This window comes from Bacillus sp. FSL K6-1003, assembly GCF_037964945.1.
GTDB classification, from domain to species: domain Bacteria; phylum Bacillota; class Bacilli; order Bacillales; family Bacillaceae; genus Bacillus; species Bacillus mojavensis.
In genome coordinates this window covers 3,371,983-3,388,105 of sequence record NZ_CP150176.1, presented here as the reverse complement: position 1 = coordinate 3,388,105, position 16,123 = coordinate 3,371,983, and the positions used below count along the sequence as shown (strand labels likewise).

Below are 16,123 nucleotides of genomic sequence, written 5' to 3'. Positions count from 1 at the left end.
GCCTTTTTTACTTTACAGGTTTCTCAGAAGTATCATCTGTTTGCTCAGCTTCAAGTCTAGAGGTAAGCTGTTCTAAAAATTTCAGTACAGCATTCTGTTCATCTTGTGAGAATGAATCAAGGAATTGGTAAAATGCCAGCTCCTTTTTTTTGTGCAGTTTTTCATGCAAATCAAAAATCTGTCTGCCTTTACGGGTTAATTTAAAATAGACTTCTTTTTTGTTATCAGTCAGCTGATAGCTATTGATAAATCCTTCTTTAATCAGTTTTGTGCTGATTTTCGTTACGTTCGCTTTTGATAAGTTCATTTTTTTAACAATTCCCGTATTATTAATCGGTTCATGTTGGCCAATACAGTCAATGACATGGATGCTAGTCATGTTTTTGGGAACATCAATCACATCTTCTTCTGCGGCCTCCTTAAAGAACTGCTGAAGTGAAGTATTCGCTTTTTGTTCATTAAGATGCAGGAGCCGAACGTATATGTCGTATATCAGCTGTTTTGTCAGAACGGACATAGGCTACCTTCTTTCTATGAATTAATGGTTAACCAGGAAACAATAAAAATCGTTTACTGGTGAACAATTTAATTTTATCTGTTCTTGTTTTTGTTGTCAATTGCTGGTGCTTAAGGAAGCTGAAAAGTGACCAGTGATAATAGTGTGTGAAAGCTGTGACATTTACATTTATTTTCAATTTTTTAGGGCCGTTGATATTGACACATGGTAGAATAAGGGATAAAATGACTATTGTTTACTAGTAAACATTAATTATGACAATCATCTATTAAATGAAATCAAAAGAAGTTTGATGCTGAAAAGGTCCTTGAAAAGCTTTAAGTGCTGCCTGCCATTCATCTTGTTTAGTTGCGTCAATAATTCATCTTATAGTAAAGGGTTATGACTTAAAGCCAGATAAGTCGAGAGGTGAATGAGATGACAGAGATGGTTACGGATAGAATGTCTTTGGGCTTTACTGCTGAGTCTTTGACACAAAATTGCAGAGAAATATTTGAACGGCGCCGGCATGTTCTGGTCGGGATCAGCCCGTTTAACAGCAGGTTTTCAGAAGATTACATTTACAGACTGATCGAATGGGCGGCTGCTGAGTTTGATAACGTTTCTGTTTTGCTTGCGGGACATGAGGCGGCTAATTTGCTTGAAGCGCTAGGCACCCCCAGAGGCAAGGCTGAGCGAAAAGTCAGAAAAGAGGTATCGAGGAACAGAAGATTTGCAGAACGGGCACTTTTGGCTCACGGCGGGGACCCAAGTGCGATTCATACATTTTCTGATTTTACGGAAAACACAGCGTATCAGCTGATGAGACATGAAGTTGAAAACGCGTTTTTCGAACAGCCTCATTTTCGTCATGCATGTTTGGAGATGTCTCGGGAAGCGATTATCGGACGTGCGCGCGGCATCAGTTTAATGATGGAAGAAATCAGTGAGGATATGCTGAATATGGCTGTGGAATATGTCATTGCTGAGCTTCCGTTTTTTATTGGAGCTCCGGATATTCTTGAAGTAGAAGAGACGCTCCTTGCTTATCATCGTCCTTGGAAGCTGGGCGAAAAGATCAGTAATCATGAATTCTCTATTCGTATGCGTTCGAATCAAGGCTATCTTGTTGTGCAGGAATTGATGCCGGTGTTTTCTGAAACATCGATAACATCTGAAGGATGATGGGGGGAGTTAACATGAATCAATCGATTAAAATGTTTAGCGTGCTGTCTGATCAATTTCAGGAAGATCCATATCCTTATTTTTCTCAGCTGCGGGAGGAAGATCCTGTTCATTATGAAGAATCAATAGACAGTTATTTCATAAGCCGTTATCACGATGTTCGTTATGTCCTGCAGCATCCTGATATTTTTACAACAAAATCACTTGTGAAACGTGCTGAGCCGGTCATGCGGGGTCCTGTACTGGCCCAAATGCACGGGAAAGAACACTCGGCTAAACGAAGAATCGTGGTGAGGAGCTTTGTCGGAGATGCATTGGAACATCTTACACCATTAATTAAACAAAATGCAGAAAACTTGTTAACCCCTTATCTCGAAAAGGGAAAAATCGATCTGGTGAACGATTTTGGAAAGACGTTTGCTGTATGTGTCACAATGGACATGCTTGGTCTGGATAAAAAGGACCACGAAAAAATCGCCGAATGGCATAGCGGTGTTGCCGATTTTATTACGAGCATATCACAGACCCCAGAAGCACAGGCCTATTCCTTGTGGTGCAGTGAACAGCTCTCACGCTATTTAATGCCGGTTATCGAAGAACGCCGTGTCAACCCGGGATCAGACTTAATTTCCATCCTATGTACATCTGAATATGAAGGCATGGCCATGTCCGACAGGGATATACTGGCGCTGATTCTCAATGTGCTGTTGGCGGCCACTGAACCAGCTGATAAGACGCTGGCCCTTATGGTGTATCATTTGCTCAACAATCCTGAACAAATGAATGATGTATTGGCTGATCGTTCTCTAGTGCCAAGGGCTATTGCGGAGACTCTTCGTTATAAACCGCCGGTCCAGCTGATTCCGCGGCAGCTTTCCCAAGATACTGTTGTCGGCGGTATGGAGATCAAAAAGGATACGATTGTTTTTTGTATGATCGGAGCAGCTAACCGTGATCCAGAAGCGTTTGAACATCCTGATATGTTTAATATTCACCGGGAAGATCTCGGCTTCAAGAGCGCATTTAGCGGCGCCGCGCGGCATCTCGCTTTCGGGTCTGGCATTCATAACTGTGTAGGAGCAGCTTTTGCCAAAACCGAAATTGAAATAGTGGCCAATATTGTTTTGGATAAGATGCGGAATATCAGATTAGAGGAAGGTTTTCACTATGCTGAGTCCGGTCTGTATACCCGCGGCCCTGTTTCGCTTCATGTTACGTTCGACAGTACCCAATAAGAGTGACAGGTCTCTCCCGAATGCGGGCGGGGCCTTTTTACATATGTTTGACCCAAAGTTTGAAAAAAGCAGTCACCGTTTTTAAATCGTCAATAGTAAATTCATTGAAGAGCTGCGTGTATTGCATCTTTGCTTTTTCATGAAGCTGCTCATGGAACGCCGCGAGCTCTTGGCCGCTCTCGGTTAACGTATAATAAATTTCTTTTTTGTTGCCGGGTTTTTTGGATACATTGATGATATTGTGTTTCAGCAAAGCTTGAATCGCTTTCGAAACAGCTGCTTTTGAAATGTGTAACTGTGATGATAAGAAGCTGTTGTTTACATTATGTCTAGTATGTATGTAGGACACAATATGAAGCTGGGTCAGTGTCCAGTTTTTTCTGGGATGTTTATGGTCTTCTGACGGCATGTCATGGGAGGGAAGCTGTACCTTTTGATAGACGTGCTTGTCTCTTTTTAATGCGAACTCCTGTATGGTTTGAAATAATTCATTATGAATGCTGTTATCCATCAATCTGCCTCACTGATTTTATCGTTAACCGGTTAACTACTTTTAGTTTACTGGATAATAGTGGAACTTTCAAGAGACCGGTGTCTTTTTGTTCTTTTTACACAAAAATTAACTCATAAGCTTCCCTGTTCAGACGCAAAATACGTGAAAAGGGAGGTGCCGTGATGAGAAAATACACAGTCATTGCTTCTTTATTATTATCTTTTCTGTTTGTTCAGTCTGGCGGCCATCATGAAGCGAAGGCCTTGCCTGTCATAAAGCAGGAACCGTTCCAAACGCCTCATTACATACCCTTGCTTGAAAACCCTCCTCAAATTGAAGTGAAGGCTGAAATGAAGGGCAACCTGATCATTCAGGCGCATGTGCGTGACAGTGAGTATCAATCGTTTTCTGCCTTTTTGTTTTATAAACAAAGCAATGAACTGGGCTATAAAATGGTGCCGATGGACCCAACCCCCGGAGCTGTCCGCCAGTTTTTGGCGCAAATACCGAAGAGGTCAATCTGGAATAGCGAGCTCGAGTATTACATTGTGTTCTCGAATGGAAAGCAGCGGGTGGAGTCAGAAACGAAGACACTGAAGCTGGATGGATATCAGGCTGACCTCGCCCATATCCCGGAGCTGCTGATCACCGAGCTTGCGGTTGATACGAAAAATACCGGACGTACAGACGGTTATGAATTTATTGAGGTATATAATACAACCGACAGAACAATTGATTTTAAAGATTATCACATTCGCTACCGCTATCCGAAGGAAGGGCCGGACTCCGACCTGATTTGGAGACCTGATCAGCGGGTCGTCATTCCGTCTGGAGAAACCTGTGTATTTTGGCTCAAGCCTGTCGGACATCCTGAGTTGACAGCGGATGATTTTAACCGGCACTATCAGACACATTTGAGAGAAGGAGAAAATCTGTTGGTGCTGGATGGAACAGAGGGCATGGCGAATACCCGGCCGCGTGCGGTTGCGATATCGACGAATACAGGAAAGGATATTTCAGTTGCGCACTACCGGAAACATGCGCTGCGCCGCCTGTCGTCTGTGCTTTATAAATACCCTCTCGATGGAACAGCGGAACTGCTCAACATTTCAATAGCAGAAAAAAATCCGTCGCCAGGCTCAATTTTACAGGCGCAGGTGCCAGAGCAAAAACGTAAAGTGAAGCTTGATAAAGAAAAGCCGGTTATAGAGGATTTAACAGACCGCAAGCCTGTCCGCCCGGCTGAAAGCATTGAACTGCGGGCTGACATACGTGACCGCAGTTTAGTGAGAACGGCCGCCTTTTATTATCGGACAGATGAAAACAAACCGTTCAAACGCATTTTCGCTGAAAAAGACCGCAACGATCATTTGTACCATTATATTGTCTACTCGCCTGAACTGATCGGGAAGGATCAGCTTGAGTATTACGTTGTAGCCGGTGACGGGATCAATGAAGCGAAGACGCCAGTCAAAATGATTGATATTAAGCAAACAAGCAAGTCGCACGGTTTGCGGATGAATATAGAAAACAGAGATACACTGTCAGGGACACAGTTTCTCAAAGCGACCACGGACGGGCGGACTGACAGCATTAAGCTCTGGATTGACGGAAAAAAACAACAGACAGAGCCCGCCATGGAAAAAGAAGTATATTTTGCGTTCGACACCCGAAAAACGAACCTTTACTTTAAAAATGCTGTAACGATGGACGGCAAGGTTTTAAAAGTCTTCGATGATACGACAAATAAATACCGCACCTACTCTGTCCCTCTGCCGGAGACGCTGCTTCAAAAAGGGAAGCAGCTGCAGCGTATCACGATACGATCGGGTTCAAAGGTATCTCCGTTTGATACGGCTGAAAACCGTGATGATTTTTTAGTCAAAAATGCCCGATTGGTATTATCGGATGGAACGGTGATCAGGGACGAGCGTATTTCTCCCGAGAAGGAGCTTTTTATTGGGGATAATCAGCGCTCGAATAAAAGCTGGCCGTTTCAATTTCATCTGCCTGATGGACTGTTTACATCGCAGCTGCTGAAGTGGGATACAGAGAAGCTGACTGAAGGCGCCCATCATATTGCAGTAAGCGACGGGAATGAAAACCTGAGCTTTGTTGTGCGGGTTGATAATTCAGGACCGCACATCGAACCGAATGTGACGGACGGACAGACGTATAAAGGAAACCTGGTGCTGCAGGCAGATATGTTTGATAAATGGAGCAAAATAGAGGAAACAGAGGCATTTTTAGATGGTGATAGCATTACGCTCCCATATCATACGTCAACTTCTGAGCTGTCTCCGGGCAAACACACGCTGAAAGTCTCAGCAACAGATTTGGCTGGCAATAAAACGGTTATTGAGCGGACGTTTAAGACAGAGCGGGAGCATCCGGACCAGCCGGAAATTGTAAATAGCGATGCCGATACGCACAAAGCCAAGCTTTCGGTGCGGGTGAAGGATCCGACGAATGACGCGATGGATGTGTCCTTTTACAAAGGCTTTCAATATACGGCGCAAAACAGAAATAGTGTGAAAATTTTCAAGCATGCATCACTGACTGAACCTCCAAAAAGCTTTGTGCCGGAAAGCGAGACGCCGTTTACCAATGAAGAAATGAATCGGGTGTCAGGAGCTGACGGTAAAACAGTATCAACGGAAGAGAAGGAGCTTTTTCCTTATCACCGTTTTGAAGTGACGGTTGACCCGTCCATTGATGAGAATGATTTAGCTGAAGCCGTTTGGAGAGGAAGCTCTCTGCCGGGGAGAAAAGTGACAATGTATGCTTGGAATTACCGGACAAGCCAGTGGCAGCCGGTTGACAGCTTCGTTGCCAAAGATGACAAACAGTTCACGCTAAAGGCGTCTGTCATCGCTTCCGATTATGTACGGAAATCTAAGATGAATATCATTGTTCAGGACGAAATTCCTCCTGCGAAGGATATGTATTCCTTTGTCTGGATGTCAGACACGCAGTATTATGCAAAAAGCTATCCGCATATTTTTGATAAGCAGACTATATGGATCAAAAATAACCAAAGGAAGCTGAATATGAAATACGTGTTTCACACAGGGGATATTGTAGATGATTCCGCGGATATCAGACAGTGGAGAAACGCTGATCAATCAATGCGAGTCCTGGACAACAGCGGAATTCCTTACGGCGTGCTGGCCGGAAACCACGATGTCGGTCATAAGGACGGCTCCTACAGGGCGTTTGGCAAATACTTTGGCAGCCGCCGTTTCGATAAGAGACTGCACTATGGAGAATCATACAAAAATAACCGCGGGCATTATGACCTCATATCAAGCAGCGGCAATGATTATATCATGCTGTACATGGGTTGGGGCATCACGGACGAAGACATCGCATGGATGAATCAAGTGCTGAAGAAGCACCCTGACAGGATAGCTGTTTTAGCTTTTCATGAATATTTACTCGTTAGCGGGAACAGAAGCCCGATCGGCGAGAAAATTTTCAAAAAAGTTGTCAAGCCGAACCCGAATGTCGTGATGGTGTTAAGCGGACATTATCACAGCGCGATGAGAAAAACAGATGAGCTGGATGATGACGGAGACGGAAAACCGGATCGTCTCGTCCATCAAATGCTTGCTGATTATCAGGGCGGGCCAGAGGGCGGCCAAGGATATTTGCGTTTGATGCAGTTTGATCAGGCAAACAATGTGGTGCATGTATCCACTTATTCACCGTATATGGATGATAAAAACTTTTATGATACAGATAGTTACGGTAACAAGGATGAGTTTACGCTGGAACTTGATCTGAAGCCAAGAATGAAAAGAGTAGAAACCGATGATTTTGAATGTAATGTCTATACAAACGAACAGCTCGGAAAACGCGAGAAAGTGAAAAGCGGGGAAACCGCCGAATTCCTTTGGGAGAATCTAGAGCCGAATTCTGTTTATTATTGGTACACCATTGTGGAAGACAGCTTTAACGGAAAAACGAAATCACCGATCTGGAAGTTCAAGACGAAAAAAGAAACCTATCGTCCAGCGCCAGACCAATTTGATTTTCGCCGTGTCTCCAATCCTTAAAAAGGGGTTGGAGACTTTTTTATGACAGCCGATCCATGTAATGGACAAAAGTATAACGGTCGCCCCTGTATACAGATTTTACATGCTCAAAAGCAGTACCGTTCTGCAAATACGTTGTTCGTTTAATCAACAGGACTGGCGCCCCCTCTTGAATGCCGAGCAAGTTTGCTTCATCCTGTGTTGCGGCACTCGGTTCAAGCTCTTGTTTGGCGCGGGAAATCGGCGTGCTGTTGTACCTTTCAATATGCTCGTAAATTGACGACTTGAAATGAGACGGTTTTAATTCACCTGCCAGCTCAAATGGGATGTGTGAGGCTTCAATCGCCATAGGAATATCATTCGCCAGCCGAACCCGTGTGATTTTGTGGATGCGGGACGGGTGCCCGCATCCTAGTATGGCGGCCAGCTCCTCAGTCGAATCGATAAGCTGATAATCGATGAGCCTGCTGCTCGGCCTCATGCCGCGGCTTTTCATATCTTCTGTAAAGCTTGTAAGCCCTTGGAGCGCTTGTTCCATTTTTAGCTTGCTGACAAAGGTGCCCCGGCCTTTCTGACGATAGAGAAAACCTTCATTGACCAAATTAGAAAGCGCTTGGCGCACCGTCATCCGGCTGATTCCGAATTGTTCGGCATATTCCCGCTCGGAAGGAAGCGGCATATCCGGCTGCAGCTCTCCGCTCTTTATTTGGGCTTTTACTTGCTCCATAATCTGATAATAAATGGGGATAGGAGATTGTTTATCGATATTCATAGCGAAAATCCTTTCAATGCCTGAATCCCGCGGCTTCTTGATCAATCAAAACCGAAACGTTAGGATGTAGGTGCAAAGCGGACGCAGGGAATTCCTCGCTGACTTGTCCGTCCAGCAGCCTTTTTGCTGCTTCGGCTTTGCTTCTGCCAGAGATAAGCAGAAGAATCCGCTTGCTTGAGAGAATCGTTTGAATTCCCATTGTAACGGCTTTTTTTGGCACCTTGCCAATGGAGGTAAAATATCTGGCATTGGCCTGACGGGTTTGTTCATTTAATGCCACGACATGTGTGCGGGACTGGAATGAGGTTCCCGGTTCATTAAAGCCGATATGTCCGTTTCGGCCGATGCCGAGAAGCTGAATGTCCGCTCCGCCAAGTGATTCAATCAATTGTTCGTAGCGTTTGCACTCGGCTTCCAAGTCACTTGCGTTTCCATCAGGGATAAAATGCCGGTTCGGTTGACTGTCGATATGCTGAAAGAAACGCTCATTCATATAGCAGTGATAGCTGTTTGGGTCATCACCGGAAAGCCCGGCGTATTCATCTAAGTTAATCGTGGTGATGTTTTGAAAAGAAAGATTCTCTGTTTGGTGCAGGCGGATCAGCTCGCGGTACGTGCCTTCCGGTGTCCCGCCTGTCGCTAAACCGAGAACGGCATCAGGCTTTTCCCTGACTGTTTCAGCCACAATTCCGGCAGCTTTTTGGCTTAATGCCTCATACGATTGACATTCGATTACTTTCATATATGATCAGCCTCCTTGGATATAAATGCAATGTTTCCGCGGCAGATGGTGAGAAGTACCTCACATTCACTGCTGACAATTACAAGATCCGCATCTTTTCCCTCTGTTATACTGCCTTTTCGGTCAAAGATGCCAAGCTGTTTGGCCGCGTTTGCTGAAGTTATATTAGCTATATCCGTCCAAGAGCAATTCGTAAACGCGCGCATATGCTGTGCGCCTTCATTCATTTTTAAAATCGAACCGGCAAGCGTCCCATCCGGAAGAAGAGCTGTTTTCCCCTTTACTGTCACACTTTGTCCGCCGAACTCGTAGACTCCGTCTTTCAGTCCTTTCGCCCGCATTGAATCGGTGATCAATATAAGCTTGCTGCTGCCTTTTGCTAAAAAAGCAAGCTTTGCCGCTAACGGATGGGAGTGGATACCGTCGGCAATAAGCTCTGTGACATAACCCTCATGGGCGAGGGCTGTGCCGATCACTCCGGGTTCACGATGATGAAACGGGCTCATCGCATTGTATAAATGAGTCATATGGCTGGCACCTGCTTCAAAGGCTTCCAAAAGTAATGCGGAGTCTGCATCCGTGTGTCCCATTGACGCGATAATCGACTCATCTTTTAAATAACGGATCAGCTCAAAATGTTGATCCTCCTCCGGTGCAAGCGTGACGATTTTGATCAGCCCCCCTGCCTCCTGCTGCCATTTCTTGAAAAGTGCAAGGTCTGAGGGCCTAATCCATTCCTTTGGCTGCGCTCCGGCCCTTTTAGGTGAAACAAAGGGACCCTCTAAATGAATTCCGATCAATTCCGCACCTAATGAAGAGGAATCCTCCGCAGATTTCCAATCTCTCGCGTTTACCAGTGCTTGAGAAATTTGGCCGTGTTCCTGTGTGATGGTTGTCGCTAAAAAACTCGTTGTGCCTTCCTCGGGCAGCCTTGAGGACATGGTATCGAGCGCGGAAAAGCTCGCATCCATTGTATCCGCGCCATAGCCGCCGTGGATATGAATATCAATCATCCCCGGAAGCAACACGGCATCCCTTGGGCCTTGAATTTCCTTTGCGTATTGCTCTATTGGCCGTTCTGCTGAGACAGCGCTTATCTTTCCATCCTTGACCCCAACATAGCCGTTTTTAATCACTTCATTTTCTGTCACGATACTGATGCCGCTGAGAAGAAGACTCTCTGCCATAATTGATCCGCCTTTCTGGAATATATGAATACGTTTATTTTACCCCTTTTCAGACTAGTGATCTAGACCAGCTGACACGTTTACCAGTCTTTTATAAAATCTGTTTTAGGTTCAAGCCCGAAAGTGATAAAATGAAATTATTGTTGAGCAAGCTCGGGTTATCCCGGAACAGGAGGAACATATCGTGGCAAAGGTTCGGACAAAAGATGTAATGGAACAGTTTCATTTGGAATTGATCAGCGGAGAAGAAGGAATTAACCGCCCGATTACGATGAGTGATTTATCAAGACCAGGCATTGAAATTGCCGGATATTTTACATATTACCCTAGGGAGCGCGTACAGCTTCTGGGGAAAACAGAGCTTTCTTTCTTTGAACAGCTGCCGGAAGAGGATAAAAAGCAGCGCATGGACTCTCTATGCACGGATGTAACACCAGCTATTATTCTGTCTAGAGATATGCCTATCCCGCAGGAGCTCATTGACGCTTCCGAGAAAAACGGCGTGCCTGTCCTCAGATCGCCTTTGAAAACGACCAGACTGTCAAGCCGATTGACCAACTTCCTAGAAAGCAGACTTGCGCCAACCACAGCCATTCACGGTGTGCTTGTCGATATATATGGCGTCGGGGTGCTGATCACAGGGAAAAGCGGCGTCGGAAAAAGTGAAACCGCGTTGGAGCTTGTGAAAAGAGGCCACCGTCTTGTTGCTGATGATTGTGTTGAAATTCGGCAGGAGGATCAGGATACCCTTGTCGGAAACGCCCCTGAGCTCATTGAACATCTGCTTGAAATTAGAGGGCTCGGCATTATTAACGTCATGACGCTGTTTGGTGCCGGTGCGGTCAGAAGCAACAAACGAATTACAATTGTGATGAATCTTGAACTCTGGGAGCAGGGCAAGCAATACGACCGTCTCGGACTCGAAGAAGAAACAATGAAAATCATTGATACAGAAATTACAAAACTCACGATCCCTGTCCGTCCGGGACGAAATCTCGCGGTCATTATTGAAGTGGCTGCTATGAACTTCAGATTGAAGCGGATGGGCTTAAACGCCGCTGAGCAATTTACCAACAAGCTGGCGGATGTCATTGAAGACGGTGAACAAGACGAATAGGAGTTGGCAATAAATGAATGAAGCGATAGAACCACTCAATCCGATAGCGTTTCAGCTAGGGCCGTTAGCCGTCCATTGGTACGGAATCATTATTGGTCTCGGTGCTTTGCTGGGGCTTTGGATTGCCATGAGAGAAAGTGAAAAACGAGGGCTGCAGAAAGATATTTTTATCGATCTCGTCCTTTTTGCGATCCCAATTGCAATTATTTGCGCGCGGATTTATTACGTTGCATTTGAATGGGATTATTATGCAGAACATCCGGGAGAAATCATAAAAATCTGGAAGGGCGGCATCGCGATTCACGGCGGCTTAATCGGTGCCATTTTGACAGGCTATGTCTTTTCAAGAGTGAAAAACATTTCTTTCTGGAAGCTTGCGGATATCGCGGCGCCAAGCATTTTGCTTGGTCAGGCGATCGGCCGCTGGGGAAACTTTGTCAATCAAGAGGCACACGGGGAGGCGGTCAGCAGAGCCTTTTTAGAAAACCTGCACCTGCCTGAGTTTATCATTAATCAAATGTACATCAACGGACAATATTATCATCCTACTTTTTTATATGAATCACTATGGAGCTTTGTCGGCGTTATTATACTGCTTCTTTTGCGCAGAGCGAATTTGCGGAGAGGCGAGATGTTTTTAACCTATATCATTTGGTATTCAATCGGAAGGCTCTTTATTGAAGGAATGCGGACTGACAGCTTAATGCTGACGAGTTCGCTTCGCATCGCTCAGGTGATCTCAATTGTATTAATTGTGTTGGCTGTGGCGGCCATCATCTTCAGACGCGTCAAGGGGTACTCGGCGAAGCGGTACGCAGAGTAGACGGTAGCAAAGGGGGATGAGGGATGAAGAAGATTTTTCTGGCCGGTCTTGCGGCAGGTCTTCAGACAACATGGACACTCGGTAAAGTCATTTTTCCGGTGACACTGGTAGTCACTTTGCTTCAGCATACGCCTGTCATGGATTGGCTGGTAAGGCTAATCACACCGGTGATGGGCCTGTTCGGTCTCTCAGGCGAAGCGGCGATTCCGCTTGTGCTTGGGAATATGCTGAATCTGTACGCGGGGATTGCCGGGATATTGACACTGGATTTATCCGTGAAGGAAGTTTTTATCTTAGCAGTCATGCTTTCATTCTGTCATAACTTAATTATCGAATCGACGGTCGCAGCAAAGGTCGGAATCAGGATTGGCGTCATATTGGCAGTGCGCATTGGTTTGGCAGCTGTTTCTGCAATCGTCATTAATCTCATCTGGCACGGCGGGCAGGAAATGGCGCAGTACGGTTTTATTGCTTCAAAGGGTGATGCGCCTGACGGCTGGCTGGCGATGCTGGCCGAGGCTTTAATGAAAGCCGGTCTTGGTGTGTTGCAGCTGGCGGCGATTGTAATCCCGCTGATGATCATCATTCAATTTATGCGAGACTTAGGCTGGCTGCACACGTTTTCTAAGTGGCTGTCTCCGTTTACACAGATGCTGGGCATGAATAAAAATACCTCCATGACAATGGTAACCGGCTTGACAATCGGCCTTGCCTACGGAGCGGGTGTCATGATCAAAGCAGTCGAAGATGACGGCGTTGGCAGGCGCGACATGACACTGGCCTTTATATTTCTCGTCGCCTGCCATGCTGTCGTTGAAGATACACTTGTCTTTATTCCACTTGGCATTCCGGTTTGGCCGCTTCTGCTGATTCGAGTCACCACGGCCGTGCTGCTGACGATGGCGATATCGTATACGTGGAAAAAATGGAAACCCTCAGCGGTTGGAAAGGAAGCAGTATGACTGATCATCCAGTAACGACGATTCTGTTTGATTTAGACGGAACCCTTATTAATACAAATGAATTAATTATCGCGTCATTTTTGCATACGCTGGAGCATTATTATCCGAGCCGCTATAAACGTGAGGATGTGCTTGCGTTTATCGGCCCGTCTCTTTTTGAAACGTTTTCTTCCATGGATGCTGAGAAAACTGAAGAAATGATCAGCATGTACAGAACATACAATCACCAGATGCATGACACACTTGTCACCGAATATGAAACGGTTTATGAAACGCTGGATGAACTAAAAAAAGCGGGCTTTACATTAGGAATTGTGACAACAAAGTTAAGGGATACTGTCAATATGGGCCTTAAGCTAACGGGAATTGGCGGTTTTTTCGAAACTGTTGTTACACTTGATGATGTCACGATGGCAAAGCCTGATCCCGAGCCTGTACTGCTGGCGCTGAAACAGCTGGGAAGCGAGCCTGCTGAAGCCATCATGGTCGGTGACAACTATCACGATATTCTGGCGGGTAAAAATGCCGGTACAAAAACAGCCGGTGTCGCATGGACGATTAAAGGGCCGGAAGCGCTGGCGAAGCATGAGCCAGACTATATGCTAGAGAAAATGAGTGATCTATTACAAATCGTTGGAGTGAAGTAATCTGTGAGAAAAACAGACCGGCATCCGGTATCAGGAGCTAACTCACTGTGGCATGTCTATCAAACGGTGCCTTTTTTGAAGGTAGTGAAGAATTTCATTGTCATTCAAATTGCGAGATATACACCGTTTATAGGAATGAAAAACTGGCTGTACCGTACGTTTTTGAGGATGAAGGTCGGAAAGCAGACATCCTTTGCCCTCATGGTGATGCCCGATATTATGTTTCCGGAAAAGATCTCAGTCGGAACGAATTCAATCATCGGATACAATACGACCATTTTGGCTCATGAGTATTTAATTCAGGAGTATCGAATCGGTAAAGTCCTGATCGGAGACGAAGTGATGATCGGCGCCAACACGACCATTCTGCCAGGCGTGGAAATAGGGAATGGCGCGATCGTATCCGCTGGAACGCTTGTCCATAAGGATGTGCCAGCCGGGGCATTTGTCGGCGGAAATCCGATGAAAATTATATACACGAAGGAAGAAATGCAGGATAGAATAAAAAGCCCGCTGATCAAATAACCGCGGGCTTTTTATTTATATTAAAATTGGGTATTGTTTTTTTCCGTTACGTGCTGGACGCCGATCCATTTCTTGCCGACGTTGGAGTATCTAGTGTTCGTCATGGTGACAGTGCTCGTTTTACTGTCCGTACGGAAAATCGCTTCCTTCATGTTTGTGATGGTGCATCTGTCGATAATAACATCGGTATGGAAAGTCGACCCGCCCAGCTGTCTTATAAACTTTCCGCCGTTATCCGCAGTGAAGTTTTTCACTGTAAACGTGCTGGCTTTATTGATTTGAAAGATTTTATCAGAAGCTTTTTGAGCAGAACCGCCGTCAATGGTTACTTTTCCTTCCTTCTTCACAGTTAACGCGTCCTCACCAACATCTTCCCACGTCACATTCTGAATGTTAACGTTTCCATAAGTGTGCACGCCATCAGCAGCAGGAGCGCCGAGCACTACATTTTTCAGAGTTGCTCCGTCTTCCACACGAAAAACAGGCTTTTGGTTTTCAGACTGGCTTCCGTCACCCAATTCTTTTCCTGCTACAAACCGCTGTCCCTTCCCGTCATATGTTGTATTTTTTGGCACGATAATTGTTTCATGAACCACTTTGTCAGCTGCATAAGCAGTTAATGTCTGAAACTGGCTGAAGCCCATAACCAAACTGAACATAAATAGGATAGACACGATTTTTTTCAATGATAAAATCCTCCCCGGCTATTTTTAGTTTTGTAAGAGAAGCGTCAGCATCTTGCACCGGCTTCTCTCACATAGATCGGGGCAAGGCTGAATCTGTATTAATCATAAAAATAGCCCGCCTGAAAGTAAAGACAAATTTGGATGATAAATGGAAAATGCGTCATTGTTACCTGATGTAAACATCAAGCATGAATATTGTCGTATTTGCTCAGGAGAGAGCATAAGGAAAGCCTGTGAAAACGGGCAGCTTTACTTTTGAACGACTACGGCTTGGCTGCCCATTTGCACCCATGCTTTTTCAAAGCTGGTCCGGTCTGTTTTTCTGTTTTTATAGCCATAAGGGTCATTCACATACACGTAATTTTCATCATAACCCGTGACGGCGACACTGTGTTCGCTGTACGTGATATCGATCGTTCCGTTTGGCGTTTTCCATGTCTGCATGTTGTCAACAGGTGTAAAGTTGGCTGTCGTGATAACCCAAACCGGGTTGCCTTTCTCAAGCTGCTCATAAACAGCAGAGATGCTTTTTCCTGTCAGATCAGAAACATTGTCCCCCGCATAGGTTTTAGCGAGCTGATAGATCGGGCCGTGATAGACACCTAGCCCCGGGCCGTTCGCCATATCACCGACAAATCCGTCATTCGGATCACCTTTTAATCCGCTGGTGTATGTCAAAGGCACTGTTGCGATCTGGTTTGCCAGTGTATTCTTTGTCACGTTGTATCCCGCATAGTTCAGCACCATAGCAAGGCTCGTCACCTCACAGCCATTATAGAGTCTTGGGGCATCCATCTGATTGAAAAGCGTGACGTCCAGCGGCTCGGCGCTTCCTCTCAGTTTCTTCTCTTTGTTTGCAGCTGTTTCAGATTCATTCTTCGTTGCACCGATATCAATTTTGAAAAACGAAATATCTATATCTTTTGCATATATTTTGATGCCGAAGAAAATGACAGCAGAAAGTATGATCAGTACACATAACGTTCGCAGTGTTTTCATTTTTAACTCCTTGTTCTCTATTTGATTTGTATTATAGCATGCCAAACATAAAGAATTTGAGATATGACTGACCTTTCATTCTTTATTCATGATTTTTTCATATTTAGGAGGAGGATTTTCGAATGATACATATTTGTGAAAAAGTTAAGGATTGATTTCCATTCTTTCATCTGCTAACATATTATCATATTAGCGAACTAAAGGATTCGGAATTTTC

The 16,123-nt window shown here is 45.1% G+C and carries 15 protein-coding genes; 8 read left to right on the top strand and 7 right to left on the bottom strand.

Annotated features, from left to right (window positions below; all coding sequences use genetic code 11):
* Positions 1-7 precede the first annotated feature (7 nt).
* Positions 8-517 (bottom strand): MarR family transcriptional regulator, encoded by a 510-nt coding sequence (locus NSU16_RS17330; RefSeq protein ID WP_168748851.1) that lies wholly within the window; start codon positions 515-517, stop codon positions 8-10.
* Between the two features lie 417 nt (positions 518-934).
* Here NSU16_RS17330 and pchC point away from each other — a divergent pair, with 417 nt between their 5' ends.
* Both pchC and NSU16_RS17320 read left to right on the top strand, forming a co-directional pair.
* The gene (gene pchC / locus NSU16_RS17325) at positions 935-1,681 is read left to right on the top strand and encodes a cyclo(L-leucyl-L-leucyl) synthase (RefSeq protein WP_010332030.1); all 747 of its coding nucleotides are present in this window, start codon (positions 935-937) and stop codon (positions 1,679-1,681) included.
* 14 nt (positions 1,682-1,695) lie between these two features.
* Positions 1,696-2,916: a cytochrome P450, cyclodipeptide synthase-associated gene (locus tag NSU16_RS17320; protein WP_010332029.1), complete on the top strand. Its 1,221-nt coding sequence runs from the start codon at positions 1,696-1,698 to the stop codon at positions 2,914-2,916.
* 37 nt (positions 2,917-2,953) lie between these two features.
* Here NSU16_RS17320 and NSU16_RS17315 read toward each other — a convergent pair whose 3' ends face one another.
* Positions 2,954-3,427, bottom strand: a complete 474-nt coding sequence (locus NSU16_RS17315; protein WP_010332028.1) for a MarR family transcriptional regulator — start codon at positions 3,425-3,427, stop codon at positions 2,954-2,956.
* Between the two features lie 164 nt (positions 3,428-3,591).
* Between NSU16_RS17315 and NSU16_RS17310 the strand changes: the two genes are divergently transcribed.
* A complete protein-coding gene (locus NSU16_RS17310) occupies positions 3,592-7,467 on the top strand; it encodes a metallophosphoesterase (protein ID WP_339191630.1) in 3,876 nt (1,291 codons plus the stop codon).
* A gap of 19 nt (positions 7,468-7,486) precedes the next feature.
* Here the strand turns inward: NSU16_RS17310 and NSU16_RS17305 are convergent, their stop codons facing one another.
* The 3 genes from NSU16_RS17305 to nagA are packed head-to-tail and all read right to left on the bottom strand — an operon-like array spanning position 7,487 to position 10,147.
* The gene (locus NSU16_RS17305) at positions 7,487-8,218 is read right to left on the bottom strand and encodes a GntR family transcriptional regulator (protein ID WP_339191629.1); all 732 of its coding nucleotides are present in this window, start codon (positions 8,216-8,218) and stop codon (positions 7,487-7,489) included.
* A 13-nt stretch (positions 8,219-8,231) separates the two neighbouring features.
* The gene (gene nagB, locus NSU16_RS17300; protein WP_339191628.1) at positions 8,232-8,960 is read right to left on the bottom strand and encodes a glucosamine-6-phosphate deaminase; all 729 of its coding nucleotides are present in this window, start codon (positions 8,958-8,960) and stop codon (positions 8,232-8,234) included.
* Complete coding sequence (nagA, locus tag NSU16_RS17295; protein WP_339191627.1) at positions 8,957-10,147, bottom strand: N-acetylglucosamine-6-phosphate deacetylase; 1,191 nt, start codon at positions 10,145-10,147, stop codon at positions 8,957-8,959. Before nagA ends, nagB begins: the two co-directional genes overlap by 4 nt.
* A gap of 184 nt (positions 10,148-10,331) precedes the next feature.
* On the opposite strand from nagA, the gene hprK reads away from it, so the two are divergent.
* From hprK to hprF, 5 genes are read left to right on the top strand one after another with little or no spacing between them, the layout of a single operon-like run.
* On the top strand, positions 10,332-11,264 hold the full coding sequence (gene hprK / locus NSU16_RS17290) for an HPr(Ser) kinase/phosphatase (protein ID WP_010332023.1): 933 nt from the start codon (positions 10,332-10,334) through the stop codon (positions 11,262-11,264).
* 13 nt (positions 11,265-11,277) lie between these two features.
* Positions 11,278-12,087: a prolipoprotein diacylglyceryl transferase gene (lgt, locus tag NSU16_RS17285; RefSeq protein ID WP_229149424.1), complete on the top strand. Its 810-nt coding sequence runs from the start codon at positions 11,278-11,280 to the stop codon at positions 12,085-12,087.
* Positions 12,088-12,110: 23 nt separating this feature from the next.
* Entirely contained in the window at positions 12,111-13,049 is a 939-nt protein-coding gene (locus NSU16_RS17280; RefSeq protein WP_339191626.1) for a nucleoside recognition domain-containing protein, read from the top strand.
* Positions 13,046-13,696 carry a pyrophosphatase PpaX gene (ppaX, locus tag NSU16_RS17275; protein ID WP_339191625.1) on the top strand — a complete coding sequence of 217 codons (651 nt, stop codon included), beginning with the start codon at positions 13,046-13,048 and terminating at the stop codon, positions 13,694-13,696. Before NSU16_RS17280 ends, ppaX begins: the two co-directional genes overlap by 4 nt.
* A 3-nt stretch (positions 13,697-13,699) precedes the next feature.
* A complete protein-coding gene (gene hprF / locus NSU16_RS17270; RefSeq protein ID WP_268504557.1) occupies positions 13,700-14,221 on the top strand; it encodes a heptaprenylglyceryl phosphate O-acetyltransferase in 522 nt (173 codons plus the stop codon).
* Between the two features lie 20 nt (positions 14,222-14,241).
* Here hprF and NSU16_RS17265 read toward each other — a convergent pair whose 3' ends face one another.
* Both NSU16_RS17265 and NSU16_RS17260 read right to left on the bottom strand, forming a co-directional pair.
* A complete protein-coding gene (locus tag NSU16_RS17265) occupies positions 14,242-14,907 on the bottom strand; it encodes a pectate lyase (protein ID WP_286057904.1) in 666 nt (221 codons plus the stop codon).
* Between the two features lie 249 nt (positions 14,908-15,156).
* Positions 15,157-15,906 carry a C39 family peptidase gene (locus NSU16_RS17260; RefSeq protein ID WP_339191624.1) on the bottom strand — a complete coding sequence of 250 codons (750 nt, stop codon included), beginning with the start codon at positions 15,904-15,906 and terminating at the stop codon, positions 15,157-15,159.
* Between the last annotated feature and the right edge of the window lie 217 nt (positions 15,907-16,123).

Bases quoted from the DNA above. Each gene is read 5' to 3' on its own strand.
- NSU16_RS17330 (WP_168748851.1), bottom strand. From the start codon at position 517: ATGTCCGTTCTGACAAAACAGCTGATATACGACATATACGTTCGGCTC.
- pchC (WP_010332030.1), top strand. From the start codon at position 935: ATGACAGAGATGGTTACGGATAGAATGTCTTTGGGCTTTACTGCTGAG.
- NSU16_RS17320 (WP_010332029.1), top strand. From the start codon at position 1,696: ATGAATCAATCGATTAAAATGTTTAGCGTGCTGTCTGATCAATTTCAG.
- NSU16_RS17315 (WP_010332028.1), bottom strand. From the start codon at position 3,427: ATGGATAACAGCATTCATAATGAATTATTTCAAACCATACAGGAGTTC.
- NSU16_RS17310 (WP_339191630.1), top strand. From the start codon at position 3,592: ATGAGAAAATACACAGTCATTGCTTCTTTATTATTATCTTTTCTGTTT.
- NSU16_RS17305 (WP_339191629.1), bottom strand. From the start codon at position 8,218: ATGAATATCGATAAACAATCTCCTATCCCCATTTATTATCAGATTATG.
- nagB (WP_339191628.1), bottom strand. From the start codon at position 8,960: ATGAAAGTAATCGAATGTCAATCGTATGAGGCATTAAGCCAAAAAGCT.
- nagA (WP_339191627.1), bottom strand. From the start codon at position 10,147: ATGGCAGAGAGTCTTCTTCTCAGCGGCATCAGTATCGTGACAGAAAAT.
- lgt (WP_229149424.1), top strand. From the start codon at position 11,278: ATGAATGAAGCGATAGAACCACTCAATCCGATAGCGTTTCAGCTAGGG.
- NSU16_RS17280 (WP_339191626.1), top strand. From the start codon at position 12,111: ATGAAGAAGATTTTTCTGGCCGGTCTTGCGGCAGGTCTTCAGACAACA.
- ppaX (WP_339191625.1), top strand. From the start codon at position 13,046: ATGACTGATCATCCAGTAACGACGATTCTGTTTGATTTAGACGGAACC.
- NSU16_RS17260 (WP_339191624.1), bottom strand. From the start codon at position 15,906: ATGAAAACACTGCGAACGTTATGTGTACTGATCATACTTTCTGCTGTC.